Here is a 24,744-nt window from a genome sequence, read left to right as displayed (position 1 = left end):
GCCCCTTGTCGGTCAGAACCGATCCGCGGTCGCGTCCGCGTCGCGTTCGTCCTCGTGGACGGCACCGATGACGTCGGGCGTGGATTCGCCCAGCGGACCGGTGAGATCGTCGTTGCCGGTGCGGCTCTGGTAGGGCTGCACGGTACGACCGTGTTCTTCCTCGTTGTTGCCACGGCCCGCGCCGGCTCCCGCGCCACCGCCGCCCATCATGCCGGAGGTACCGCCGGTACCGGCGGCCGTGGTGGTGCCGGAGCCCATCACCGTGCTCATCGGACGGCCGGACGCCGGAACCGCCGCACCCGGCACGGCCGCGGTGGACTTCGGAGTGCCCGCGCTCGGGGTGCCGCCGGTACTGCCCGCCGCGCCACCTGCGCCACCCGCGCCGCCCCGTGCGGTACCGAGCGCGCCGAGCGAGGCGCCGGAACCACCGCCGCTGCCACCGGTGCCGACACTGGACGGTGACGTCGAGCCGGGAGTGGTGGTACCCGCGGTGGTGCTCGCCGCGGTGGTAGAGGAATCGCCGCCGCCGCTCAGGGCCTCCTCCGCTTGGGTGAGCAGCGGTTCGCCGATGTTCTCCGAGGCCGCGGAGAGGACTTCCTCGGGCGAGGGCAGGCCGCTCTGGCCGGCCAACTGCCCGACGACGCCGCTGAGTTCGCCGGTGTACCCCATCAGCTGCCCACGGGTGACGTTGACGACCGACACCGCTTCACCGAGATGCGAAGTGGCCAAGCCGATCAGCGTGGCCTGGGTCGGCGGCAGCATGATCGTCGGCGCGAGCGCGGTGGCCTGGGCCGCGAAGGTGGTGGCGATCGTGGTGAGCTGGGCGTTGCCGGTCTGGACGACGGCAGCGGCCTGCTGGGTGAGCGCGGAGATATCGATGCCGCGCTGGCTGGTGTCCTGCCCCTGCGTTTGCGCCTGCTGGCTGGCGGTGGTCGCCGCGTCGGCGGACTGCCCCTCCCACACCTGCTGGACGGTCTTCACGCCACCTTGGGCAAGGGTCATCGCCTGCTCGATGACCGCCGAGGAATTGCTCAGGATCGCGGTCGGGTCCAGCGAGCCGAAAACGCCGGAACCGAAGCTGCTGAGCAGGTCGAGGAACGGCTGGAACAGGGTGTCGATGCCGGGCAGCGCGGGCAGCGACAGGCCGCTCATCAGTGCGGCGACCGGATCTTCGGTCAGCGTCGTCGCGGCGGCCGACGTGCTCGCGCCGGAGGTAGTCGAAGCACCGGCACCCGAGGTGCCGGTGAGCGCGGACTTGGCCTGGTCGAACGCGGTCAGCGCGGCGGCGGACGCGGGCGCGGCGACCTGAGCCACCGTCCCCTGTAGGCCGCTCAGCGCGGACGACGCGTCGTCCGCGACGCCCGACAGGATGTCTTGGGGCTCCATGCCGGTGCCGAGGCCACCGAGCCCACCCAATCCGGCGGGCGACATGCTGCCGTTCTGGGCTTCGTCGGTGATCTTCTGCGCGAGGGTGAAGACCGCTTCCTCGTCGGTCGCCACATCCTCGGGCACCTGCATCAGCGGGACGTCCAGGATCGCCTGCGCATCGAGGGGTACCGCACCCATCACCGATGCCGTCGCGGCATCGGCAGCGGCCATCGCGGCATCGGGAGCGATGACGCCCGCGTCCGAACTCAGCGGCTTCACAGGCCGGCGGCCTGACGGGCGAGTTGGGCGGCATTGTCGATATCGGTCGTCTCGAAGGTCACCGACGTCTTGAAGGCCGCGTCGGAGAGCGAGCTGAACTTCGCCGACAGGTCGTTGATGTCCTTGGCCTGCAACGCTTGTGCGGCCGCGAACATCGCCAGGTAGTCGGCGCCGATGAGGCCGAACACCGGCGTCGCCGCCGACACGCTGGCAACCAGGTCGATATTGCCCGCCGCGGCGACCTGTGCCGCCACCCCGCCATTGGTCGCCGCGAACGCAGCGACTTCTTCGGTTTGCACCGAGAGATCGGTCATGCGAAATCCCCCCAACTCGTCGTGAAAAGTCTGCACTACAGAAGCGAGCGACGGACGCGAAACTCCCGACGCGACCACCCAACTGCGATTGGCGCCAAATATAGCCGAACTCCCGGACAGTTTTCGAGTCGTGCCACCCTCGATCTGCGTGATCCACTATCAAAACTAGAACATGTTCTATATCCTCGGGCTCATGAAGGTCGCAGTGACCGGCGCAGCCGGCTACCTCGGTACCAACTTGATCCCTCTGCTCGTCGAGCGCGGCCACGAGGTCGTCGCGATCGACCGCGCCGCCCCGACCACCGCCGATCCGGCTGTCACCTGGGTCGAAGGCGATGTGCTCGACCCGGCGTCGATGCGTGCGGCGCTGGCGGGCGCCGAGGTGGTCTACCACCTCGTCGCGTTGATCACCCTCGCCGAACGCAACGATCTGGCGTGGCGGGTGAACACCGAGGGCGTGCGCGTCACCGCCGAGGCGGCACTGGAATCGGGCGTGCGCCGGTTCGTCCACACCAGCTCCATCCACGCTTTCGACCAGTACCGCGCGGGCGGGCACATCGACGAGACCTCCGGCCGCTCAGACGATCCCGGCTTGCCCGTGTACGACCGGTCGAAGTGGTCCGGCGAACTGGCCTTGCGCCCGGTGATCGAGCGCGGGCTGGACGCGGTGATCGTGAATCCGACCGGCGTCTACGGCCCGGTCGACCTCCCCGGTCGCCTGTCCCGGCTGAACGTCATCGCCGCCCAGGCGATGCGCGGCCGGATTCCGGTGATGATCGGCGGCGGCTTCGACCTGGTCGACGTGCGCGACGTCGCCCAGGGCCTGATCCTCGCGGGCGACAAGGGCCGCACCGGCGAGAACTACCTGCTCGGCGGCGAGATGACCACGATGATGGACTTCTGCCGGATGGCGGCGGCCCGCACCGGCGCCAAGGGCCCACGTTTCGCCATCCCGGCGAAGGTACTCGGCGCGACACTGCCGGTGATCGAGCCGATCAGCAGGCGTTTCGGCTCCGACAGCCTGTCCAAAGCCGCACTGGGCGCGCTGATCTCGGCGCCGGTCGTCGACCACGGCAAGGCCGAACGCGAACTCGGCTACCGCCCCCGCCCGACCACCGAGACCGTCAACGACCTCGTCGACTTCCTGCGGACGTCGCGTCAGGCTTGACAGCTGTTCGAACAAATGTTCGACTCGTGGGGTGCGGTGGCAAGCTCAGACCCTGGACGCCGATGACGGCGCGCTGCCCGGCCTGACCAGGGCCGGGCTGGTCCGTTCCGTCCGCACCCCCGAGTTCGACGGCATCACCTTCCACGAGGTGCTGTGCAAGAGCGCGCTGAACAAGATGCCCGAGAGCTCCGCGCTGCCCTTCCGCTGGACGATCAACCCGATGCGTGGTTGCTCGCACGCCTGCCGCTACTGCTTCGCGCGCGGCAGCCACGAATATCTCGGCCTCGACGCGGGCGAGGACTTCGATTCCGAGATCGTGGTGAAGACCAATATCGCCGCGGTGCTGCGTCGCGAACTCATGCGCCGTTCGTGGCAGCGCGAGGCGGTGGCGCTCGGCACCAACACCGACCCGTACCAACGGGCCGAGGGCCGATACCGCTTGATGCCCGGCATCATTCGCGCGCTCTCCGATTCGGGCACCCCCTTTTCCATCCTGACCAAGGGCCCGCTGCTGCGCCGCGATCTCCCGCTGCTCACCGAGGCGGCCCGGCGCGTAGAGGTGAGCGTCGCGGTGTCGATCGCCATCCTCGATCCCGACCTGCACCACAGCCTCGAACCGGGCACCCCCGAACCGCGCGCCCGGCTCGACCTGGTCCGCGCGCTGGCCGACGCGGGCTTCACCGTCCATGTCATGGCCGCGCCGATCATCCCCTGCCTCACCGACAGCCGAGCCCACCTCGAGGCCCTGTTCGCCGCGATCGCCGATGCGGGCGCGGCCAGCGCCATGGCCTTCCCCATGCACCTGCGCGGCCCCACCCGAGACTGGTTCCTCACCTGGCTCGGCACCGAACACCCCGCGCTCATGCGCCGCTACCGCCAGCTCTACGCCCGCGGCGGCACTGTGACTCCCCTCTACCGCGACTGGCTACGCGACCGAGTGAATCCCCTCCTCGACCACCACGGCCTACGCCGAGTCCAAGGCCCCACCACGCCGGCCGCTCCCCCGCCCACGCCGCAGGACGCGCAGCTCGCCCTTTTCGGCTGACCACGGGGAGAGCGGTCGGGCCACGACACGATCGGGCGACGCTCAGCCGAGTGCGGCGACCTCGGAATCGGTGAGGACCACCGGCGAGACGCTGTCCTTGCTACGCACCGACCGCACCGCGCGATACAGCGGACGTTCGTCGAGCCCGGCGTCGCGAGCCTCGGCACGCAACTGCCCGACGAGCACCTCCGAGATCGCGATGGCCGCGGCGAGTTCGCTGGCGGCGAGTGCGTCGGCGAGTTTACGCAGGCCGAGCAGGTGCAGTTCGCGGCCGCTACCCACGTCGGTATACATCGCCAGCGGCACCAATTGGGTGTCGCCGCCGACGGTGACCCGCAGGACGATGCGGCTGAGCCGTGCGGGATAGGCCAGCAATTGCACACCTGTGGCGTCGGCGAGGTCGACCGTGTGTTCGCCGAACAGCCGGTGTGCGCGGATCACGGTGCCGCTCAACCACAGCCGCCGCCGCTGGAACACGAAGACGTAACCGATGGTCGGGACGGCGACGGCCAGGCCGATCAGGATCGCGTACGGCCAGCTCAGCCAGACCGCCGACAGCAACGCCGCACCGACGCCGACGCCGAGCGCGGCCAGCGCGAGCCTGCGCAACATCGGCGCGAACACCTCGGGCGCCACCAGGTCGATTCCCACCGGCTCCGTCGCCGCCGACTGCCCGGACTGCCCGTCCACGATTGCCTCTCCGCCCCCACCGGCCCGCCCGGCATGAGGCGCGGTCAGATTACCGCGCCCCACCGACCTCAGCAGCCGAGCGCGACGCCCAGCCGCTGTGCGAGCGGCCTCAGCGACCGAGCTCCTCGCGCAGCACCGCCACGACACCGTCGAGCGGGACGGACCGCTGCTCACCGGTCGCCATCTCCTTGACGCCGATCGTGTTCTCGGCGAGATCGCGATCGCCGAGCACGAGGGTGTATTTCGCCCCCGAACGGTCGGCGCCCTTCATCGCGCCCTTCATCCCGCGTCCGCCATAGGCCAGGTCGACACTGATGTCGGCGGCACGCAGTTCACCGGCCAGCGCGACCAGCTTCGCCTTGGCCGCGTCGCCGAGCGCGACGCCGTACACCTGGCAGCGCGCCGGATCGGCCGCCGACTTGCCCTCGGCCGCGAGTGCCAGCACCGTCCGATCGACCCCGATGCCGAAACCGATGCCCGACAGCGGCTGTCCGCCGAGTTCGGCCATCAGTCCGTCGTAGCGGCCGCCGCCGCCGATGCCCGACTGCGCGCCGAGCTGGTCGTGCACGAATTCGAACGTGGTCTTGGTGTAGTAGTCCAGACCGCGCACCATGCGCGGGTTCACCACATACGGCACGCCGAGCGCGTCGAGGTGCCCGAGAACCTGCTCGAAGTGGGCCTTCGCCGACTCCGAGAGGTGGTCGATCATCAGCGGCGCGTTCGCGGTCAGCTCGCGCACTTCGGGGCGCTTGTCGTCGAGCACGCGCAGCGGGTTGATCTCGGCGCGGCGCTGAGTCTCCTCGTCCAGGGGCAGCCCACGGAGGTACTCCTGCAGCAGTTCGCGGTACTGCGGACGGCACGTCTCGTCGCCGAGCGAGGTGATCTCGAGCCGGAATCCGTCCAGGCCCAGCGAGCGGAATCCGGCGTCGGCGATCGCGATGACCTCGGCGTCGAGGGCGGGGTCGTCGATGCCGATCGCCTCGATGCCGACCTGCTGCAACTGCCGGTAGCGACCGGCCTGCGGGCGCTCGTACCGGAAGAACGGACCGGCGTAGCAGAGCTTCACCGGCAGCTGACCGCTCTTGTCCAGACCGTGCTGGATCACCGCGCGCATCACGCCTGCGGTGCCTTCGGGACGCAGGGTGAAGCTCTCGCCGTTGCGGTCGGCGAAGGTCCACATCTCCTTGCTGACCACGTCGGTCGACTCGCCGACACCCCGTGCGAACAGGGCGGTCTGTTCGAATACCGGCAGCTCGACATGCCCGTACCCCGCGAGTCGGGCGGCGTGGATCAAGCCGTCGCGCACGGCGACGAACTCGGCCGAACCGGGCGGCAGGTAGTCGGGGACCCCCTTCGGGGCGGTGAAGCTGCTGGTCTTGGTCACGATGGTCCAGTTTTCCCCACGGGCGCCCCCCGCGTCCAACCGGTTACCCTCTAGACGAACCTGACGACACGGGAGGAACGCGGTAGTGCCGAGTAACGAACAGCGACGGGCGGCGGCCAAGCGCAAGCTGGAGCGCCAGCTGGCACGACGGGCCGAGCAGGAGAAGAAGCGCAAGCGCTTGACGATCGCGGGCTCGGTACTGGGTGTGATAGTCGTCGCGGCCGCCGCGACCGGCGTGTATTTCCTCACCAGGGGCGACGACAGTGAGTCGGCCAACGCCGAGTCGTCCTCGGCGGTGCCGACGACCCAGTTCGTCAACACTCCCCTCGACATCCCCGGTCCGCCGCCCCCCGCGGCCAAGCCCGCGACCGTCGACTGCAGCTACCCGGTGGGCCAGGAACCCCCGGCGAAGCCTGTCACCGCGCCGACCACGACATCGGTCGCCACCGACGGTCCCGAGGTGAAGGTGGCGATCGATTCCACCCAGGGCCCGATCGGGTTGTCGCTCAACAGCGCGCAGGCACCCTGCACGGTCAACTCGATGGTGAGCCTGGCCCAGCAGGGCTACTTCGACAAGACCAGCTGCCACCGCATCGTGGCCACGCCGGGCTTCGGCATCCTGCAGTGCGGTGACCCCGCGGCCACCGGCATGGGCGGCCCCGGCTACAGCTTCGACAACGAATACCCCACCGACCTGTTCCCCGCCGGTGACCCGGCGCTGCAGCAGCCGGTGAACTACAAGCGCGGTCTGGTCGCGATGGCCAACGCGGGCACCTCCCCGGAGGGCAAGGGCACCAACGGAAGCCAGTTCTTCCTGGTCTTCGGCGACACCCAGCTGCCGCCGAACTACACCATCTTCGGCACGATCGACGAGGCCGGACTCGCCACCTTGGACAAGGTCGCGGGCGGCGGCGTCAAGGGTGGCGCGGAAGACGGCGGGCCTGCCGTCCCGATCTCGTTCAACTCCGTCAAGGTGGGCTGACACCCGCTTTTCCAGCACGGAAACGGACCGGACACGCTCGCGTGTCCGGTCCGTTTCCGGTTTTCCCGCCCCGACGTGCGAAGAAGATCATCAGAGGCTAGGCAACCCTACGATTCATCCGGCCCACAGACCGCTCACCCGCATTTTCTCCGCTGTCCACGCGGCCCGCCGGACATCGCACCGTGTCCTGCACGCGGTAGGCTCAGATGTCCACTTCCACAGCAGCATCGGGGAGCAGTCATGGCGGAACTCGACGACATCGGCAGCGAAACGGCGTCCATGATGCGCACCATGCTGCAGATGGCCATTCTGGTCGCCGTCAAATCGCGTGAACACGGCCAGAAAGAGGCCGAGTCACGGGCGAAGGCGATCGAGGCCAAGATGAAGGAAGCGCGCGAATTGCAGATCCGCGAGGCGCGTGATCTCAAGGCCAAGGATCCGCGCAATATCGAACTCGTGCAGATGATGTCGGTCGGGTCGCGCACGGTGGAAGCGCGCGGTGTGGAATCGCGCGGAATCAACCTCAACAAGCCTGAGGGCTCCGCCTTCGCATCGAGCGCCGCGGCGACGCCGAGCGTCGGCTACGACTCGGCGGAGCGGCGCTCGGCGATCGCGGCACATCTGCAGCGCGCCGGGGTCGCTCCGGAGCTCACCCAGGTTCGGATGCTGGTCGAGATGGGCCAGGGCATCTCGCCGGAGGAGGCGATCCGGTCCAGGGACACGGTGATGCGCGCTACCCTCGCGCGCCAGCGCGGGGAACGCGGAATCGAACGCGGAATCGAACGCGGGCGCTGACTCGGCTCTGAGGATGCTCGGATCCCCTTGCCTGGCAACGGGATCCGAGCATCCATTCGGTCAGTCCGGTACGCGGCCCTTCTGCCAGAGCCGGTCGATGTCCGGACTGCCGAACATCTGCGCGTCCGCGCCCTCCGGCTTCTTGAGCGGCAGCGGTTCGAGCATCCCCTTGTGACCGTTGCGCACACTGCAGTATTTGAACGGCCCTTTCGGGTCGAACAGCTTGGTCATGTGCGGGTCCGCATGATCGAGGAACCACACACTGATACCGGTCCCGCCCTGCAGGCGGTGATGCTCCCAGGCCTGCCACAGCGCGCTCAACCGGATCACGGCCTCGCTGTGGTGCCACCATTCCGGGCACCACACCGTGTCACTGATATCGGTGACCTGGCGTCGGTAGACCTGGCTCAAGTACTCGGTGACGAACTCGTACACCCCCTGGTAGCCGTTCGTAATCTCACCATTGGCGACATTGTCGTAGCTCATAGCGGCTTGACCTCCTCGACTTCACCCATCTCTTCCGGCGGAACAGATTTCGCTAGCGACGGCGACCCGAAAAGGTCTTCGACGCGGGTCTTGCGAGTCGGGTCGTTCTGCTCGATCGACCGTTTGACCGCGTCGGCGTAGTCCGACTCCCACCACGGCACCGTCCGCACCAGGACGGCGGGCTGGCCGGAGGTGAACACGATGGCGCGGCCGCGCGGCAGCGTCGCCAGGCCCTGCGCGGTGAAGGTCACCGACGAGCTGAGCGAACGCGAGTAACTCTTGCTGTTGCCCGACTGCGACATCGACGCCGAGATCGAGTCGTACTCGCCGATCGCCTCGGATCGATCACGGAGGAAGGCCATGTCATCGACTCCGCTGCCGAGCACTTTGATATTGGCGGCCGACCACAGCGCGCTCATTCCGGCCTCACCCCAACAGCGCGCGCCCTGCGCCCACGACTGCAGCACGGTCATCACCACGATGCCGCGCGACCCGAAGTGGCTGTACTGCTTGGGCAGATCCTTCCAGCGCACCACGTTCGCGGCCTCGTCGAGCACCGCGAGCAACGGAATCGGCAACCGTCCGCCCGAAGAACGCGACGCCTTGCGCATGGCGACATCGATGACCGCCTCGGTGAGCGCGCTGACCAGTGGCGCCGCCGACCCACGGCCCTCGAGCGACAGGCAGTACAGCGTGCCGTTGCGTTCGATGAACTCCAGCTCGTCGAACTGGGGCCGAACGCCGTCGGCCGGAGTGATCCACGGATGCACGTTCGACAGCTGCAGGCAGCGGATCATCTTCTTCGCGGTACCGAAAATGCCGCTCCTGGTGCGCTCGTCAGCGTTGTACTGCATGGCGAGGCCGGACGCGGTGAAGTGGTGTTCGGCGCCGCGCAGGTGTTCGATCGCCTCGGTGTTCTGCGGGTTCGTCACCCATTCCCACACCTGCGTGATCGGTTTGCCCGCGATCGCGGCGGCGAGGAAGAACGCGGCGAGCAGGTCTTCGGCCTCGGGATCGAAGAAGTTGTCGCCGTCGTCGGCGCTGCCGCCGGTCTCGGCGTCGGCGAAGTGCCCGGCCAGCCGCGCTGCCCGCATCTCGCATCCTTCGGTGCGGAAGTTCACCCAGCCCAGCGGATCCCAGAACCAGGTCGGTCGTTCACCGGCGACCCCCTGCGGGTCGAACACGAAGGTGCGGCTGCCCTTGGCTTCCTGTACGTCACGAGTCGCGTCGACCACGTCGCGCTTGTTCGACGTCGCGAGCACAGGCCCGATCGCGGACAGGATCGCCGGGATAACCCGGGACGTGGATTTGCCCTGGCGAGGACCCCAGATGTCGAGGTGCAGGTCTTCGTAGGAACCGTAGAGCGGGGTGCCGTCCGCGACAGCGATTCCGATCGGCACACCGGGCGAGTCGTTGGTGCCCAGCTTCATACCGAGATCGGACGCCTTCTCGCGCACCCCGGCCTCGGTGATCGACGCGATCGCGCTACCACTACCCATGTAGTCGGCCTTGTCGTCGACCGCCAGCCGTCCCGCACCCGCGCGCTTCCTCATCTGCTTGCGGATCACCACATAGGCGATGGCCGACGCGATCACCAACAGCACGATCACCGTCGAAGCGCGCGGCCAGTGCAGCTTGCCCCGCGCCAGATCGGCGACCACCGCGATCGGGTTGATCGGAATGGTCTGCGGCACCACCGCCAGCGCGTTGCCCAGGTGCAGGGCGACGGCGAGGGTGATCAGCGCCGCGAACCCGAACATGATCATGATCAGCGTCGTGTCGGGTCCGACCGCGGCCGGATCCGTCACCTTCTTCTTCGCCACGGGTGCCTCCTTGTGTGGACGTGGTGGGTGGTCAGCGGAACGCGTCGAGGCGCCAGCCTTGCGGCGTCTGCACCACGGTCGCGATGACCGTGCTCGGCGGTAGGGCTTCGGTGCGTCCGTTCGGGTAGACGACCGTTTGTTCGATGCCGATCTTGTACTGCGCCACCGTGGGATCGGCGCTCGCGGGCGCCGGCTCCCCCGAGGCGAAGGTGAACGCCTCCACGCGCGCTTTCGCCTTCGCCCAGTCGGCCCACTGCAGCGACGGTTTCGGGGTCTCGGTGGCCCCGATCGAACTGTCCAGCATACGTATCATGCTGGGCCCCAGCCATTCTCGCGCGCGCTGCAGCGAGGATCCCGGTTGTTCGGTCGCGGGGTTCCAGGTGTAGACCTCGCGCAGCGCGACCACCGCGACACCGTCGGGAGTCGTCGGGTCGACCGCGGCTTCGAGCAGCCGCGTGGTGGAGGTCGCCTCGGGGCGCGTCGGCTCGGCATCGCTACCGCACGCCGGAACCGAGAGCAGGACTGCCACGAGCATCACCGCCGGGGTTGTGCGGATTCGTGTTCTCTCCCACCAGGTTATCGCTGGTCGCGTGGTCACAACACCCTCCTCGCCCGCGCGTCGCCGGGCACCGCCACCTCGGCGACACCCCCGCCACCACGGTTGCTCGTCGGCGGTACCGACTGGATCAGCCGACCGTTGCCCGCGTAGATCCCGACCTGTGTCGGGCCCTGCCGTCCGAACCCGCTGAACACCAGATCGCCGACCGCCGCCTTCGCGATCGGGACCTCCCGTCCGGCCTCCCACTGCTGTTCGGCGGTGCGCGGCAACGTGACCGCGCCCGAGGACGCGGCGAACACCGCCGCCGCGGTCAGTCCCGGCCCGTCGAATCCGCCACCGCTCGGCCCTTGCGCGCCGCCGCCACCCCACACGTACGGTGTGCCGAGCCAGTCGTGGGCGGCCTCGACGATCTGCTCGCCGTCGCTGCCCTGCCCGGGAGTGAATCGGCCCTGCGCGCCGGGCGCCCGGTACTGGGGTTCCATCGACAAGATGTTGGTGACGTAGGGCCTGGTCTCGGAATAGTGCGCCGCATACTGATTGGGCATCCCCCCGGAGGCCAGCACCGCGCCCTCACCGGCGTTGTAGCCGGCCAGGGTGAGGGCGGCCAGGTCGCCCGAGACGCGCCCCGCGGCCATCCAGCCCGCGATCTTGTGGGCGATCGAGCACATGTAGCGGGCTTGGCCGATGATCGCGTCGCCGTCGTCCCACACGCTGGCGGACCCGTTGCCGTCGGCATCGATGACGTAGGGCTGACCGTCCTCGGGATTGATGCCCGCCGCCGTGCCGGGCAGGAACTGGGCCAGGCCCTGGGCGCCCGCGGGCGAGGTGAGCCCGCGCCGGAATCCCGACTCCTGCTTGGCCTGCGCGGCCAGCAGCGACGAGGAGATCTCCGGGCACACCGTCCCCGCGCGGCGATACCAGATCTCGAGTTCGGCGGGCACCTTCCCGTCGGCCAATGCCCCACCGGCGCTGCCGAATCCGCGCACACAGTTCGGATCGCTCGAAAACGCCCGCGCGCCACCGACATCCGGGGTCGGCGCACCGTCGAGCCACGGCACCGGATCGATCTGACGACCACCGGTGAACCGGCCACCGGGCACGATCTCGAAATGCAGGTGCGGGCCGCTCGATTCGCCCGCGGACCCGACCATCCCGATCGGCTGACCCGCGGTCACCGTCTGGCCGGTGCGCACCTTGACGCCGGCGTCCCACATGTGGCCGTACACCGCGGAGTAGGCGCGGCCGTTGGTGTCGACGGAATCGACGACGATCCAGTTGCCGAAACCCGAAGCGGGACCGGCGGCGACGACCCTGCCGTCCGACACCGAGTAGATCGTGGTGCCGTCGGTGGCGGCCATGTCGATGCCCTTGTGATCGCCGCCGCGCGAACCGAACACATCGGAGACGGTGAACGTTCCGGTCTCCAGCGGCAAGGTGCGGCGCAGCGGACCGACACCAGCGGCCAGCGACGGCGTACCGGTGACCGCCGGATTCGATGTCGGCGCGGCGGCACTCGTCGCACCGGCGCGGTTGTCACCACCGAGTTCGGGCAGCGTGGGCACCGACGATCCGACCAGCACATCGCCGGTCTCGCAGGTCTCATCCGACGACGGCAGCACGATCACCAACACCAGAGCCACCAACCCGACGACCGAGCCGAACACCGTCATCATCATCGTGCGGACGTTCACCGGCCGCCTCCCCGCGTTCCGCGCCGGGCGCCGATTCGCGCAACGTCCGCCGCGGCGGAGTTCATGTTCGGCGCCGGGACTCGTTGAGCGTGTCGGCGAGCGTGCGGTTCATTTCCGCGGCGGCGGCCAGCTGTTGCTGCAGCAGAGCCACTTTGCGGCGTAGCGCGGTGGCGTCCATCCGGTCCAGGCTCGGATCCTGGGTCGCGCGGACCCAGTTGCGCACCGAATTGGCGTGCACGCCGATCTGCTCGGCCACCATTCGGCAGGCCTCCGATTCGCTGCGCAACTTGTCGGTCAGCGCGACCACCTGGGCGACGGCGGCATTGCGGACCTCCGGCGAGACCCGGCGATAGGACCGGTGCGGCATCATTGCTCACTCCCGTTCGAATAGTCCGGCGTGCCCCTCGGGTTGTCGCCGAACTCGCTGAAGCGCTGGTTCGTGTCGTGGATTCCGCTTTCTCGCTCCGACACCGTGAACTCCATGTGGAATGGAATGCCCGGTCGGCGATCCTCGCCGACCTTGAGCAGGAACTTGCCGGTACCGGGCGGCGACGGCCGCTGCTGGCCGGGCTTGAGCGCCTCACCGGTGAGGGCCTGCGGCGCCGACCAACTCGTCACCATCTCCTGCTCGGCCGAGGTGAACGGCACCGTGGAGTCGAGTCTGCTGATCTCCTCGGCGGGTAGCGCGCCGAAGATCTTGGCGCGCGCGCGTTCCAGGAAGCCGATGGCCTTGGCGATCGCGGCGTCCGACCCCAGCGCCTGCAGGTCCTTGATGGTGTGGCTGATCATGATCAAGGCGGTGGCCAGACCGCGCTGCAGACGGGTCAGTTCGTCGACGCGATCGACCATGAAGTCGCCGAGACCGAGCACCTGCCACAGCTCGTCCATCACCACCTGGAAGTAGCGCTGCGGGCCGAGATCGGCGTCGGCCAGCACGTGCGCGGCCTCGACGGAGGCGAAACCGTCTGCCCAGCAGGCCAACATGACCGCGGCCTTGAGCTTCTTGTCGCCGCTGGGGATGTGCGAGACATCGATGCACACCGCAACGGCGCCGGTATCGATGGGAACACTGGTCTGGCCGTTGAAGATCGCGCCGAAGGGACCCTGGGTGAGCGCGCGCAGCGAACGGCGCAGCCCCTTGATCGCGTTCTGGTATTCGTCGGCGTTGTCGGCGCCCGCGTCGAGCATCATCTCGGCGCCGCCGCCGACGATCACCTCGAGCAGGTTTTCCATGATCGGCGGTTTGTCGGGGGTGAAGCCGCCGGGCTGGTAGAGGATGCGCAGCGCGGTGGCGATCAGCGTTTCCTCGAAGTCGGCGACGCGGGCGCCGCGGACCAGTTCCACCAGGCCCGCGATCAGCGTCACCTGCCGGGCGCGCAGATCCTGCAGCACCTGACGTTGCAGTGCGGGTTTGTCCGCCAGGCGCGGCACCACCGAACCGAGCACGCCCGCGGCCAGCGGGTTCAGCTTGCCGTGCCCGTAGCCGAGGTCGATCACCTGGCCGCCGACGAGCTCGACCATCTTGCGGTAGTCGGGTTTCACATCGGCCAGGATCAGCGGGGTGATGCCCTGGGCGATGCCGCCGAGCACGATCCGGCGCACCAGCGACGACTTGCCGAAACCGTTGAGGCCGAGCACGAACAGGCTGGGCGCGGTGATGAAGCTGCCGCGCATGAACCAGTTCATCGGATCGAAGCACACCGGGGCGCCGGTGTGCAGATGCGAGCCGAGTGGAGTGCCGATCAGCGGCGCGCCTGCACCGACCGACCACGGCCACAGACCCGCCACCTGGGCGGTGGTGGCGCGATACTCCACCGGGCGGCCGACGACGTTCATCTTGCCGCCGCCCGCGCCCGAGTACCCCCGGTCGGTCAATTCGGCGGTGGTGCGGTCGAACCCGTCCTTGACCACGGCTTCGGTGCGCGCGTGCGCGTTGTTGCGGCGCAGGTCGTCGGTGTGGATCCGGAACGTCGCCCAGGCCGCGCGCAGACCCGACTGCTCGCGGGCGATCATCTCGTAGCGGGCGCGGGTGGCGTCGTCGAGCAGCGAGGGACCTTGCGAACGCCGTTCCGGCTTGGTCGATTTCGCCGACCGACCCGAACCCATCGCCCGGTCGGCGGCGTCGTCGGCCCGGACCGCACGCACGGCCTTGGCGGGGCGCGCCTTCTTCATCGGCTTCGGTTCGGCCTGCTTGGGGCGCCGACGTGGATCACCCGATGGGCGTTCGTGTTCCAGCCGAGGACCGTGATCCTGGTCGCGCAATCCACGCTCGGCGCGCGCCCTGGCGCCCCGGTCGGCATCGGGACGCGGACCCCGCGTCCGCCCGCCCTCACGCGGTCGACGCGGCTCGTCCTCGCGTGGCCTGCGTGGCTCCTCGCCACGGGGCCGGGGTGGACGACCTCGCTCGGTGCGGGCTTCCTCCCGCGAGCGGTGCTCGACCGGCGGACGACCTTCGGCCGTGCGGGATCCCCGCGCCGAGCCTTCTCGCTCGTCGCGTTCGGTGCGCTCGTCGAGGCCGAGCACGTCGTCGCTCACGCGCGGCGCGCTCCCCGCGGGCCGTGGCTCGCGTTCGCCACGGATGCGCGGCGGCCGGTGGACCGGGCGCAACGCGACGTCGTCGCGATCGCGCACCGGGGGTTCGTAGTCGCGTCCCATAATCGCCTCACCCCGCCAATGCCTTCGGAATGGTTGCGTGTTCGGGCAGGATCACGCCGCAACCGAGAGATGCCGCGAACGCCGCGGACTGGTAGCGGTAGCAGCGCCGGATCTTGAGCCGAGCCTGCGTGGACAGGTCGCGGGTGATGGCCTCGATGCGGGGCAGATCACCGCGCAGCGGTTCGGTGATGGTGACCAGCGCGCCGAACCGGGTGACACCGTGTCCGCGGGCCTGCTCCTCGCGCGCCTGCTGGGTGGCGCCGACGCGCAGCGTCGCCGCCGCCGACACCACGCCGCGTTCGCTCTGCTGCGCCACGAGCGCGTTCTTGAAGTCGTCGTCGACGATCTCGGCGGCGTCGGCGGCCGAGTGCGGCCGGTAGACGATCGCGATGCGCTTGCGTGGCACTTCGGGATTGGGCGCGAGCAGTCGCTGCAGCACCCGCTCGTCCACCGCGCCCTCGGGCGCGGCGTCCATCTCCCAGGTCACCGAGCGGCCACCGTCGTGGATCAGGTGATCCCACTTCTCGTCGTAGGACACCGGACCCGCGTCGTCCCAGCCGAGACCGTGCCCACCGGGATCGGCCGCGGCCACCTCGAGGTCGGCCTGCGAGGCCGGGTCGTAGCTGCGGCGGATGAAGGAGATGACCTCCTCCGCCGACATCGGCTGCGCCCGCACGCCGGCCTCGGCCAGCGCCGCGCAGATACCGGGCAGCCTGCGCCCGATCTCCACCGCTTCCTCGGCCGGGTTCTTGCGCCGCTCGGCGGTGGTCGCCTTGAACGTGATCGCCACCCGCGGCAGCAGTTGCACACGCTCCTGCGGCAATTCGGTCGCCAGCTCGTACATCACCTGCTGGGCCAGCTCGGGGGCTTCGGGGCGGGTGATCGTCGACACCTCGTTGAGCAACCGGTTTCCGGTCTCGGGCACCGTGTCGATCACCGGCACCACCGCGACGATGTCGCTGGTCTGCCCGACCGAGGCGAGGAAGGTGCCCCAGGCCGCGACCCAGCGATCGATCACCGGCTGATCCACCGCCTCGTGCCCCTGCGGCCAGGCCCGCAACACCACCGTGTACTGCGCGAACGCGGGCAGATGGATCATCCCGAAGTGATACCCACCGGCGTCGATGCCTTCGTAGAGCTTCGACGGCGCGAGCAGCCCGGGCAATTTCGTGACACCGCCGGGGATCCGGGAGAACCGGCCACCGCGATACACGTGCTCGCCGTTGTTGCGCGAGCGCCTCCAGTTGAACATCATCAGTCCCGTCTCATAGCCCGAGCGGCCCCCCGTCCGCCACACCAGGGGCACCATCACCAGCGCGCCGAAACCGCCGACGACGAGACCCCATTTGAATCCACCGACCATCGCGCAGATCAGTGCCGTGATCACCACGACGAAACCGATCACGGTCTCTTCCCAGCGCAGGCCGAAAAGGCCCGCGCTGCGCGGTTTCTGCCACAGCCCGTACGAGCGGCGCTCGTAGGTGTCGGTCGCCGAGGTCGTCATCGCGGAATCGTGCTCCTGCCGAGGTCGGGTGAACGATTCGCCCAGCGGTCACCGGCGACGTCGCCCATCGATTGGTCCGCGCGCGCGGTGGTGTTGGCCGCGGTCCGTGCGGCGGCCACGTTGCGGGCCGCCCCCGCGGGCACCGAGCCCGAACTGGTCCTCGGGGGCGCGGATCCGCCCCCGCGCGGTGGCGGCGCGGGTCGCGGCGTGTTTCCGCCACCGTCGCCGCCCGTACCGCCGCCGGGCCCACTGGGCCGCGGACCCGCACCGCCACTACCGAAGTAGCCCGCAGAGCCGGGCGCCGCCACCGGGCGAGAGGCGACAGCCTTGGTGCCGATCGCACCGAGCCCCATCGCGGCTACCGCCGCACCACCGGTCACCATCAGACCCGAACCACCGGTGCCGACCGTGGCGACCGCGGGGGCGACCAGGCGCATCAGCGCGGGCAGCACGAACGCCACACTGCACAGCAGCACCAGCGCGACCAGCATCCGCTGCGCGTCCTCGCCGCTGGGCAAGCCGCCGGACGCCGTGGTCTCGTCGACGTGGCCCGCGGTGGTGAACGCGATCATGTACACGATCGCGGCCACCGGTTTGAACAGCATGAACGCGATGATCCAGCCGACCAGTTTCTGATACGACTGCTTGCCGGTGCCGGTCGCCGAGGCGGCGGCGGCCAGCGGCAGCACGCCGGCGGCGACCACCAGCAGACCCTGCCGAACGATGGCGAGCACGATCTGGGCGAGCGCGCCGAGCAGGCCGACGATGGCGATGATCAGCACCAAGCCCGGCGAAAAGGCCTGCAGCTTACTGGTTTTCACCATCAACTCGGCCATGTTCTTGGCATTGCCGCCGGTGGCGTCTTCGATGATCCACTCGGAGAACTTGTCCGAGGCTCGCGTGCCCGCGACGATCACCGCACCCAGCATCCACGAACTGAACACCACCCTGGCGAACAGGCGGAACGATTCGGCGGCCTCGCTCACGACCGCCCCACGTCTGGCCTCGGCCAATCTGCCGCCGGTGATGATCACCGAGGCGATCAACAGCAATATCTGGATCTGATAGGTGTAGTCGTTGATCTTGGTGAACAGTGCCCCCGAGTCGCTCACCGCCTCGTTGGGCACCTTCATCCAGAAGGTCAACGCCAGGATCAGCGCCTCGCCGAGGCCCTTCATCAGCGAGTCGACCACCTTGCCGAAGGTGGAATCCCACGCCTTGTCCTTGACCGCGGTGGCCGCGTCGCCGGGGTGGGAGGCGGCATTGCCCGCCTTGCACACCGCCGACGCCGCGTCGCCGAGCGAGACTCCGGGGATCGCGACGCTGTCGAGGGTGTCGTGCAGTTCGTTGCACGCCTCGTCGAAGCCGTAGGTCTGGCCGTAGGCCACCGTCGGCGTCGCGATCATCACGGTGAAGATCACCGCGAAAATGGTGACGATCCGCCTCAGCATTGTTGGCACCCCTCGATGGTCCGCGCGGAATCGATCCGGGCTGTGCTGTACCTCGATCACCATGTCGTCCACCCCGCCAGCGATTCCACGTACTCGGTCTGGGTATTTGCTGTCGTCGACGGTTTGAGCCGCCAGTCACCGGCGTCCCACACCACGATCATCCGCATGGCGGCATATAACTGCTTGCCATCGATCACCGGACCGCGCGAGGCAAGCCGCACGATCGCCAGATCCTCGGCGAAATCATCGATCTTGAACGCGTCGGAGGCCACGAAATACCGGGTTACCTTCTCCGGCTGCTGTTTGGGCAGCCGCTCGCCCGACAACGCGGAGTCGTAGGCGGCCAGCTGCGCTGTACTGACCCGCAATTGCGTCACGTACAGGTCGCGGTCGGCCGGGCGGGCGTTGAGCCGGTAGGTGATCTGCGCGGCGGCCAGCGCGGCGCCCTGCGGTGTCCGGGCGTAGCCGACGGCGAGTCCGTCCTCGATCCGCGACGGCCCGTCGGAGGTGGAGAACGGCACCGACGCGCCGTAGACACGCTGCCAGCCGTGCGGTTTCGTGGTGCCCTCCGGCGCGCCGGTCAGCCAATCCGGGTCCGCGGCGGTACGTTGCGTACCCGGTTGCTGGGCCAGCGGCTGACCCGCCGGGTTGTTCGGGATGTCCACCCGCCTGCCGAGCAGGTCGACCTCGGGTTCGGCGAATCCCGTCCCGCCCGCGGCCTGAGCGGGCGGCGGTGAGTTGTCCACCTCGCCGCTGCCGTCGCGCGTGAAGTACACGACGGCGCCGACGACCATGATCAGGGCGAGCAGGGCACCGGAGGCGATCATGCCGAAGGACGCGCGGTCGCGCGTGCCCGGCTCCTTCTCGCTCACTGCGGTGCCTCCAATGTCACAATGTCCTGCGGTAATTCATCGATCGGGTCGACCGGTCGGTCGATGGAACGGGGATCGGGTAACTGCAGTCGCCAGTCTCCGCCGTACCAGCTGACCGTGGTGTGGTTCACCGCCCGTGACCGGTCGGAGTATTCGGTATAGACGTCGACAGTCGTTCGCTCGTCACGATATTCGGTAATTTTGTAACCCAACAATTTCGGCGCGTACTCCGCCGTGGCGGGTCCGGTGATGGACAGCTGTACTCGGTTGATCGCCCACTCGTCGCGCGCGGGCCCCGGGACGAGTTCGGCGTTCACCACCTGGGCCCACTGACTGTCCGGCGCCACCGACAATCGGATGGTGTGGGTCAGTGCCGCCAGCCCCGCTCCGCGCGGGGAATGCTCGAACCCCGTCGCGGCGCCCTGCTCCACCGTTTTCGGGCCCTGGTCGGCGTGCGGCAGGGAGATGCCCTGGTAGCCCTGCCAGCCCACCCCGGTCGGTGCGGCTGTCAGGTCAGGGCCGGTATCGCCACCGCCGCCGCCGCCGCAGCCGACTGCTGCGGCGAGCAATGCGATACCGACCGCAACCGGTCGTGTCACTGTGGAATTCATGCGGGCAGGAAGGCCAGCGCGATCGCGGACGCGGTGCTGGCGACCGAGGCACCGATCAGGCTCATCAGGACGCCGTGTGAGGCGTCGTTGACCGCCAGGTCGCTGCGGAACGCGATCCACAATCGACCCGCCGACAGGATCATCCAGGCCAGGCACGACAGCAGGACGAACCAGAGCAGCCAGTTGAGCAACTGCATCATCGGCGCCAACACGTCGGCCGGGATCTGTTTGTAGGCGAGCACGGTGATCACTAACCGATGACCGCACTCATGATCGTGCCCGCGCTGGTCGCCACGACGCCGCCGATCATGGCGCCCGCCACCATCTTCGGCGATTCGAGACCACCACCGGTCCAGCGCTCCCACGCGAACTTGCCGCCCGCGTAGGTGATGCCGCAGATGCCCGACAGCAGCACGAACCAGGTGAGGTAACGCACCAGCTGCAGGATCTTCTCCGAGCCGGGAGGAGCCTCCGGGGTCGGATTACCGACCTGGGCCAGCACGGTGCCGTACGTGTCCTGCACGGCGAGAAGGAGCATGCTCATCGGGTGCCTTTCTCCCACAGTAAAGGTGTTGTGCCACAAACACTTCGACGACGACACACGTTTGTACACCACCGACCGGCGAACCGCCCGGCGTTCACGATCGACCCTCGCCCGACGTGGGCGGGCCGAGACTGGTGCGGATCGCGGCGACCACATCGGTACCGAGGTCACCGATTTCGACCGGCACGTCGTCGAGCGGGTCGGGGCGGCGTTTCTTGACCGCCACCTCGTCGCCCGGCGACCACACCGGAAGCACATCGGACTCCACCAGAGTCCATTCCTCGAACCACGGCACCTGCCAGACGTGCCCGGCCAGCGAGCCGACCACCTCCCGGTAGCGCCGGATCTCCGGCGCCATCCGGCCGGGGCGCGCGGCCACGGTGATCAGGCCGAGAACCAGTGCCGGGCCCGCGAGCCCGGCGTGGTGCTGGCGCAGCAGATCGTGCGCGCGGGTGAGTCCGGAGATGGTTTCCCTGGCGACCAGCACGACATAGGGGGATTCGCGGTCGAACACCCCGGGCCAGCGCCCGCGCGCGTCGGCGGCGGGGGCGAGCACGTGCGACAGCGTGGTCGCGCCCGCGCCACCGTGCACGCCGAGCAACCACACCAGCGGCGCCCGGCCGACCCCCGGCACCGGGCGCTCCCAGATCTTGGCGCGCAGCGATTCTGGCGGCGCGACTACACCGGCGGGGGCGTCCGGTTCACGACGACGACGAAGATTCATGGCTGCCGTCATGATGCCACCCCCGCGAGCAAGCTCGCATACGCCGAACGCGTCGCCTCGGCCAGTTCGGCGTGGCGGACGAGTTCCCCGCGCGCGAGATGCGGATCGTAGGGGATCTCGACGACCTCACGCACCCACCCCGACAGGTGTTCGCGCAAATGCTCCGCTACGCGCGAGTCGTCGTGCGAGTACTGATGCGAGACAACGATAGTGGTGTCGGCGACCACGCCGGCACCGTCGTCGCCGTAGTGGTCGTCGAGCCATTCCAGGGTCACGCGCAGCCGGTTGGCGGCGTCGACGCGGGCCGGGATGGCCAATACCAGTGCGATATCGGCGTCGTCGAGCAGGGGCCGCAGTTGCCGTCCGGCAATCGGGTTGCCGCCGTCGTAGACCGCGGTGTACCCGCCGGTGTCCAGCGCCCGCGCGACAGTGAGAAATGTCGCGCGGCGGCGCAGCGGGGTCGCGTCCCGCCAGAGCAGTCCGAACCCGGAGGTGGAGCGGGACAGGCAGTCTTCCAGGGGTGCCGGTTCGTCGTCGCCCCGGCCGTAGACCCAGGACTGCAGGTTCACCGGGTGCAGGTGCTTGTCGGCCCCGCGCAGCGCGATATCGCTGCCCGCCGCGGTCGCGTCGACCGCCACTGTCGTCGCACCCGCGGTGACGAGCTCCGCGGCCAGGCCGAGCGCGGTCGTCGTGGTGCCCGCGCCGCCGCAGCCGCCGACCACCAGGATCGGCCTGCGGGTACCGTCGCGGCGCTCACCGTTGCGGCGCCGCAACCGCACCACCGGAGCCGGATCACGCGCCAGGTCATCGGACGGGTCCCCCTCGGGGGCCTCGTCGAGCCATCGGCTCCAATCGTCTGTCATCGCCTCTCCTTACCCTGCCGCGATGCCCGTGATGAGCGTGCGATCGCCGACCAGCGCTGTCCGCACCGATTGCTTGGTGTAGGTGGCCGGTGCGCCCGCGGGCCGGAACTCGGTGACCTCCACCGTGAACCGGTCGGCCGCGACTGTGGTGATCCGCACGCAGTGGGTGGTCCCCACCGGGATGGTGTCGATACCGCGCTGGATCACGGCGGCCGGCGAGACATCGGCGTCGGGGGTGACCACCGCTCTGGCCTGCTCCCCCGATCGGGTCACGTAGTAGGCGTACTGGAAGGCGAGGACGGCGTCGGGGCCCGAGTCGGTGCCGCCCGCTTCGGCGCTGCGCAGCACGATCTCGGTGCGTTCGGTCGGGCACGAGCCCGCGGTGTCGGCGGTCAGGTTGCCCGCGGTGAAGTGCAGTGGCGGGACGGCGTCGCGGGCGGTGTTGCTGTCGCCGCGTCCGAAGAGCAGGAAGAACACGCCGGTCGCGGCGAGAACGAGCACGAGGACCGAGACCGCGAGGACCACCCAGGCGCGCTGACGTTTCCGGTTCGCGCGCAGGGCACCGGACGGTTCGAGCACGCGGGCGTCGTCGTATTCGTCGGCGGCGGACTCCGGCCAGGGGAACTGGACGAGTTCGGCGTCGTAGTCGTCGTCGGGGCCGGGTGCCGAGTCGGCGACCCAGTCCGACCAGCCGCCGGTGAAGTCGCTGCGGCGTCCGGCCAGTTGCGCGGGGGGTGGTGGAGCGGGCTCGGGCTCGGGCTCCGGTTCGACCGGATAGGACCGCTTCTCGTACTCGGCCGCACCGAAGCCGGCGGATTCGGTTGTCGCGTCATCGAACCCGGTGGCCCGTTGTGACGGATCGCCGACGTTCGGCTCGGGCTCGACGTTCCAGCTGTGGGGGTCAGCGGCAACTTTCGCCTGATGCCCCGCCTCCCCGCGGTGCGAGTCACCGGTGGCTGCCGGAAGGTCGAGGCCGAGACTGAACTGTTCCGGCTCACGCTCCCCCACCGTGGCGTGCTCCGGCGCCGACTCGGCGATCGGGGCAGCGTCGGGACTCGTCGAATGTCGGTCGATGCTGTCGTCGTCGCCCGCCAGCGGTTCGGTAGTGTCCGGGCGCGCGGGGGCGCCGGTCTCGGTCTCGGGCTCCAGCGCCGAGTACCAGCGCGACAATTCGTTGTACGACTTCAACATTCCCCCCTTTCCACGGCGCCGGGCACAGTTCGCATCGAATGACCTCTCGGTGATCAGTTCACAGAGAACGGACGGGTGGTGGGTGCGGTGGTTACGGGTGTCGCGGCAGGCGGAGTCGTCGCGCCGCCGGATGAGGCGCCATCGGCTCCTGTCCCGAACGGAAATTGTCCCCCACCGGAGGGTTTGGTTGTCGTAGACGCGCCGGTCGGGCTCTGAAATATTCCCATACCACGCGAGTCGGACCCGCCGACCGGTACGGTTCCCTTCCCGGAAACGCCTGCGGCGTCACGGGCGAGCGCGGCGAACCACGCGCCCACGTACTGCGTCGGAGTGGCGCCGTTCGCGCCGACACCCATGCGTGAGTACGCGTCATGGCGTTGCAGCGTGTCCCAGTAGCGCACCCAGGTGGTGACGTCGAGGAGTTCGGCGTTGTCGGTCACGTTCTGCTGAACCGCGGTGAACGCCTCGTTGACCAGCCGAACCCCGGTGGTCGGCGGCACCAGTTGCGGGACCGCGCCTGCCAGTTTCGTGCCGAGCAGCGTCAGCCCGGCCAGCGGGTTCGACAGTGTGGCCGTGGCCAATTCGCTGATGCTCGCCGGGCTGATCACCGACTTCACCACGGTGGCGACGGCGTTGAGGCCGATCACGCCCACCTTCAGCAGCGCCTGGTACGCGGCGTTCATGTCGAGCTTGCTGTTCGGGTCCGAGGCGTCGGACAGTCGCTGCGAGATCGACTTCGTCGGCGAGATGGAGACGTCGGCCAGGGTGGCGCCGGAGATGTCCTCCTCGACCACCGCGGTGGCGGTTTTGATGGAGGTGAACGCCAGCGCCTGCGCGATCGAGGTCAACGAACCGATCGGGTCGCCGCCGGAGAGTTTCGACTGGCTCATGAGGTTGGTGACGGCGCGCACGATCGGCGCGCCCTGCGGTGCATCACACGCGAGATCGCCTGTGGCACAAAAGCTTGCGACACGACCGGTGAGTTTACCGAAGTCGTCGGCCTGCTCGCTCCGCGGGGCGAGCCCGCCACCGGAGGCGACCCCTTGGCGCACCGCGCCGATGTCGGCTACCGCGTCGCCGGAGGTCCCCGGCGCCGCCAGCGGCGCTGTCCGATCGGGCGCGCCGGGAAACAGTGGCGCGTTCTCGGCGCGCGTCGGGTCGGCGAACAACGCGACCGCGGCGACCTTGTCCGCGGACAGTGCTCCGGTGCCCGCGCCGACCTCCTGGGCGAACAGCGAGGCGACATGGGCGCCTTGGGAATAGCCGACGACCGCGATCCGGGTGTCCGGGCACCGCTGCGTCACCTGGGTCGCCATCGCGCGAAGTCGTTCCAGGCCACCGGCCACCGATTCGGTGTACGGCACCGTGCCGCCCTGGACCGCACCGCCGAAACCGGCCTCATAGGGCACGTACGCACGATCGACGAGTCCCGCGTCGGCCGCACCGGCCAGCATCGGACGGAACACCGTCGACAGCATCCCGGTGTCGGTGCTGGGCGCCGCGTCGGGCGAGGACTCGCCGGTGCCCTGAATTCCCAAGGCATACAGTGCCGGACACGCGGCGATGGATACGTGTGTAGACGGCGTGGTGGGTGTACCGTCTTCCGCGCCGGCCACCCCCGCCGTAAGCGACAGCGAAGCGACGGTGAACGCGATCAGCGTCCCCGTGAGTCGTGTCGTGCACCGAGCCATATCGATCCGCATCACAGTCCGTTTCGGCTGACCAGTGGAGCGTTGAAACGCACT

24 protein-coding genes are annotated in these 24,744 nt (G+C 69.1%); 4 read left to right on the top strand and 20 right to left on the bottom strand.

Annotated features, from left to right (window positions below; translation table 11 throughout):
- Window positions 1-12: 12 nt before the first annotated feature.
- Together ACFVJ5_RS00970 and ACFVJ5_RS00965 are read right to left on the bottom strand one after the other, a co-directional pair.
- Complete coding sequence (locus ACFVJ5_RS00970; protein ID WP_379217821.1) at window positions 13-1,647, bottom strand: hypothetical protein; 1,635 nt, start codon at window positions 1,645-1,647, stop codon at window positions 13-15.
- Window positions 1,644-1,961, bottom strand: coding sequence for a type VII secretion target (locus tag ACFVJ5_RS00965; RefSeq protein WP_379217819.1), 318 nt, complete (start codon window positions 1,959-1,961; stop codon window positions 1,644-1,646). Before ACFVJ5_RS00965 ends, ACFVJ5_RS00970 begins: the two co-directional genes overlap by 4 nt.
- A gap of 193 nt (window positions 1,962-2,154) precedes the next feature.
- On the opposite strand from ACFVJ5_RS00965, the gene ACFVJ5_RS00960 reads away from it, so the two are divergent.
- The gene (locus ACFVJ5_RS00960; protein WP_379217817.1) at window positions 2,155-3,129 is read left to right on the top strand and encodes an NAD-dependent epimerase/dehydratase family protein; all 975 of its coding nucleotides are present in this window, start codon (window positions 2,155-2,157) and stop codon (window positions 3,127-3,129) included.
- Between the two features lie 31 nt (window positions 3,130-3,160).
- Window positions 3,161-4,174: an Rv2578c family radical SAM protein gene (locus tag ACFVJ5_RS00955; RefSeq protein WP_379217815.1), complete on the top strand. Its 1,014-nt coding sequence runs from the start codon at window positions 3,161-3,163 to the stop codon at window positions 4,172-4,174.
- Window positions 4,175-4,216: 42 nt separating this feature from the next.
- Here the strand turns inward: ACFVJ5_RS00955 and ACFVJ5_RS00950 are convergent, their stop codons facing one another.
- Both ACFVJ5_RS00950 and hisS read right to left on the bottom strand, forming a co-directional pair.
- Window positions 4,217-4,864 (bottom strand): hypothetical protein, encoded by a 648-nt coding sequence (locus ACFVJ5_RS00950; RefSeq protein ID WP_379217813.1) that lies wholly within the window; start codon window positions 4,862-4,864, stop codon window positions 4,217-4,219.
- Window positions 4,865-4,973: 109 nt separating this feature from the next.
- The gene (gene hisS, locus ACFVJ5_RS00945) at window positions 4,974-6,248 is read right to left on the bottom strand and encodes a histidine--tRNA ligase (RefSeq protein WP_379217811.1); all 1,275 of its coding nucleotides are present in this window, start codon (window positions 6,246-6,248) and stop codon (window positions 4,974-4,976) included.
- A gap of 85 nt (window positions 6,249-6,333) precedes the next feature.
- Between hisS and ACFVJ5_RS00940 the strand changes: the two genes are divergently transcribed.
- On the top strand, window positions 6,334-7,230 hold the full coding sequence (locus ACFVJ5_RS00940; RefSeq protein ID WP_379217809.1) for a peptidylprolyl isomerase: 897 nt from the start codon (window positions 6,334-6,336) through the stop codon (window positions 7,228-7,230).
- A 240-nt stretch (window positions 7,231-7,470) separates the two neighbouring features.
- Window positions 7,471-8,025 (top strand): hypothetical protein, encoded by a 555-nt coding sequence (locus tag ACFVJ5_RS00935; RefSeq protein WP_379217807.1) that lies wholly within the window; start codon window positions 7,471-7,473, stop codon window positions 8,023-8,025.
- A gap of 60 nt (window positions 8,026-8,085) precedes the next feature.
- On the opposite strand, the gene ACFVJ5_RS00930 is transcribed toward ACFVJ5_RS00935, so the two are convergent.
- The 16 genes from ACFVJ5_RS00930 to ACFVJ5_RS00855 all read right to left on the bottom strand — a co-directional run bounded on the left by ACFVJ5_RS00930 (window position 8,086) and on the right by ACFVJ5_RS00855 (window position 24,537).
- A complete protein-coding gene (locus tag ACFVJ5_RS00930) occupies window positions 8,086-8,511 on the bottom strand; it encodes a DUF4913 domain-containing protein (RefSeq protein ID WP_379217805.1) in 426 nt (141 codons plus the stop codon).
- On the bottom strand, window positions 8,508-10,334 hold the full coding sequence (locus ACFVJ5_RS00925) for a type IV secretory system conjugative DNA transfer family protein (RefSeq protein ID WP_379217804.1): 1,827 nt from the start codon (window positions 10,332-10,334) through the stop codon (window positions 8,508-8,510). Before ACFVJ5_RS00925 ends, ACFVJ5_RS00930 begins: the two co-directional genes overlap by 4 nt.
- A gap of 31 nt (window positions 10,335-10,365) precedes the next feature.
- Window positions 10,366-10,932 carry a hypothetical protein gene (locus ACFVJ5_RS00920; protein WP_379217802.1) on the bottom strand — a complete coding sequence of 189 codons (567 nt, stop codon included), beginning with the start codon at window positions 10,930-10,932 and terminating at the stop codon, window positions 10,366-10,368.
- Entirely contained in the window at window positions 10,929-12,584 is a 1,656-nt protein-coding gene (locus ACFVJ5_RS00915; protein WP_379217800.1) for a peptidoglycan DD-metalloendopeptidase family protein, read from the bottom strand. The genes ACFVJ5_RS00920 and ACFVJ5_RS00915 overlap by 4 nt, the downstream gene beginning before the upstream one ends.
- A 61-nt stretch (window positions 12,585-12,645) precedes the next feature.
- Window positions 12,646-12,954 (bottom strand): transposase, encoded by a 309-nt coding sequence (locus tag ACFVJ5_RS00910; RefSeq protein WP_056810706.1) that lies wholly within the window; start codon window positions 12,952-12,954, stop codon window positions 12,646-12,648.
- The gene (locus ACFVJ5_RS00905) at window positions 12,951-15,239 is read right to left on the bottom strand and encodes a hypothetical protein (RefSeq protein WP_379217798.1); all 2,289 of its coding nucleotides are present in this window, start codon (window positions 15,237-15,239) and stop codon (window positions 12,951-12,953) included. Before ACFVJ5_RS00905 ends, ACFVJ5_RS00910 begins: the two co-directional genes overlap by 4 nt.
- Before the next feature lie 7 nt (window positions 15,240-15,246).
- Window positions 15,247-16,743 (bottom strand): SCO6880 family protein, encoded by a 1,497-nt coding sequence (locus ACFVJ5_RS00900; RefSeq protein ID WP_379217797.1) that lies wholly within the window; start codon window positions 16,741-16,743, stop codon window positions 15,247-15,249.
- Entirely contained in the window at window positions 16,740-18,194 is a 1,455-nt protein-coding gene (locus tag ACFVJ5_RS00895) for a hypothetical protein (RefSeq protein ID WP_379217795.1), read from the bottom strand. The genes ACFVJ5_RS00900 and ACFVJ5_RS00895 overlap by 4 nt, the downstream gene beginning before the upstream one ends.
- A gap of 56 nt (window positions 18,195-18,250) precedes the next feature.
- Window positions 18,251-19,066, bottom strand: coding sequence for a hypothetical protein (locus ACFVJ5_RS00890; RefSeq protein ID WP_379217793.1), 816 nt, complete (start codon window positions 19,064-19,066; stop codon window positions 18,251-18,253).
- On the bottom strand, window positions 19,063-19,665 hold the full coding sequence (locus ACFVJ5_RS00885; RefSeq protein ID WP_379217791.1) for a hypothetical protein: 603 nt from the start codon (window positions 19,663-19,665) through the stop codon (window positions 19,063-19,065). Before ACFVJ5_RS00885 ends, ACFVJ5_RS00890 begins: the two co-directional genes overlap by 4 nt.
- Window positions 19,666-19,673: 8 nt before the next feature.
- On the bottom strand, window positions 19,674-19,928 hold the full coding sequence (locus ACFVJ5_RS00880; RefSeq protein WP_056810720.1) for a hypothetical protein: 255 nt from the start codon (window positions 19,926-19,928) through the stop codon (window positions 19,674-19,676).
- Entirely contained in the window at window positions 19,928-20,221 is a 294-nt protein-coding gene (locus ACFVJ5_RS00875) for a hypothetical protein (protein ID WP_056815437.1), read from the bottom strand. Before ACFVJ5_RS00875 ends, ACFVJ5_RS00880 begins: the two co-directional genes overlap by 1 nt.
- Before the next feature lie 94 nt (window positions 20,222-20,315).
- A complete protein-coding gene (locus tag ACFVJ5_RS00870; protein WP_378626935.1) occupies window positions 20,316-20,957 on the bottom strand; it encodes a hypothetical protein in 642 nt (213 codons plus the stop codon).
- Window positions 20,954-21,808: a MinD/ParA family protein gene (locus ACFVJ5_RS00865; RefSeq protein ID WP_378658514.1), complete on the bottom strand. Its 855-nt coding sequence runs from the start codon at window positions 21,806-21,808 to the stop codon at window positions 20,954-20,956. Before ACFVJ5_RS00865 ends, ACFVJ5_RS00870 begins: the two co-directional genes overlap by 4 nt.
- 9 nt (window positions 21,809-21,817) lie before the next feature.
- A complete protein-coding gene (locus ACFVJ5_RS00860) occupies window positions 21,818-22,996 on the bottom strand; it encodes a hypothetical protein (protein WP_379217788.1) in 1,179 nt (392 codons plus the stop codon).
- Window positions 22,997-23,052: 56 nt separating this feature from the next.
- Window positions 23,053-24,537 carry a cutinase family protein gene (locus ACFVJ5_RS00855; protein ID WP_379217786.1) on the bottom strand — a complete coding sequence of 495 codons (1,485 nt, stop codon included), beginning with the start codon at window positions 24,535-24,537 and terminating at the stop codon, window positions 23,053-23,055.
- Window positions 24,538-24,744: the final 207 nt, after the last annotated feature.

Origin of the sequence: Nocardia sp. NPDC127606, assembly GCF_042671725.1 — a bacterium.
Classification (GTDB): Bacteria; Actinomycetota; Actinomycetes; order Mycobacteriales; family Mycobacteriaceae; genus Nocardia.
Note: the sequence above shows the minus strand (reverse complement) of the source record. Positions and strands in the feature narration are given on the sequence as shown.

Bases quoted from the DNA above. Each gene is read 5' to 3' on its own strand.
- ACFVJ5_RS00870 (WP_378626935.1), bottom strand. From the start codon at position 20,957: ATGACGGCAGCCATGAATCTTCGTCGTCGTCGTGAACCGGACGCCCCC.
- ACFVJ5_RS00910 (WP_056810706.1), bottom strand. From the start codon at position 12,954: ATGATGCCGCACCGGTCCTATCGCCGGGTCTCGCCGGAGGTCCGCAAT.
- ACFVJ5_RS00895 (WP_379217795.1), bottom strand. From the start codon at position 18,194: ATGCTGAGGCGGATCGTCACCATTTTCGCGGTGATCTTCACCGTGATG.
- ACFVJ5_RS00960 (WP_379217817.1), top strand. From the start codon at position 2,155: ATGAAGGTCGCAGTGACCGGCGCAGCCGGCTACCTCGGTACCAACTTG.
- ACFVJ5_RS00930 (WP_379217805.1), bottom strand. From the start codon at position 8,511: ATGAGCTACGACAATGTCGCCAATGGTGAGATTACGAACGGCTACCAG.
- ACFVJ5_RS00900 (WP_379217797.1), bottom strand. From the start codon at position 16,743: ATGACGACCTCGGCGACCGACACCTACGAGCGCCGCTCGTACGGGCTG.
- ACFVJ5_RS00875 (WP_056815437.1), bottom strand. From the start codon at position 20,221: ATGAGCATGCTCCTTCTCGCCGTGCAGGACACGTACGGCACCGTGCTG.
- ACFVJ5_RS00935 (WP_379217807.1), top strand. From the start codon at position 7,471: ATGGCGGAACTCGACGACATCGGCAGCGAAACGGCGTCCATGATGCGC.
- ACFVJ5_RS00865 (WP_378658514.1), bottom strand. From the start codon at position 21,808: ATGACAGACGATTGGAGCCGATGGCTCGACGAGGCCCCCGAGGGGGAC.
- ACFVJ5_RS00905 (WP_379217798.1), bottom strand. From the start codon at position 15,239: ATGGGACGCGACTACGAACCCCCGGTGCGCGATCGCGACGACGTCGCG.
- ACFVJ5_RS00965 (WP_379217819.1), bottom strand. From the start codon at position 1,961: ATGACCGATCTCTCGGTGCAAACCGAAGAAGTCGCTGCGTTCGCGGCG.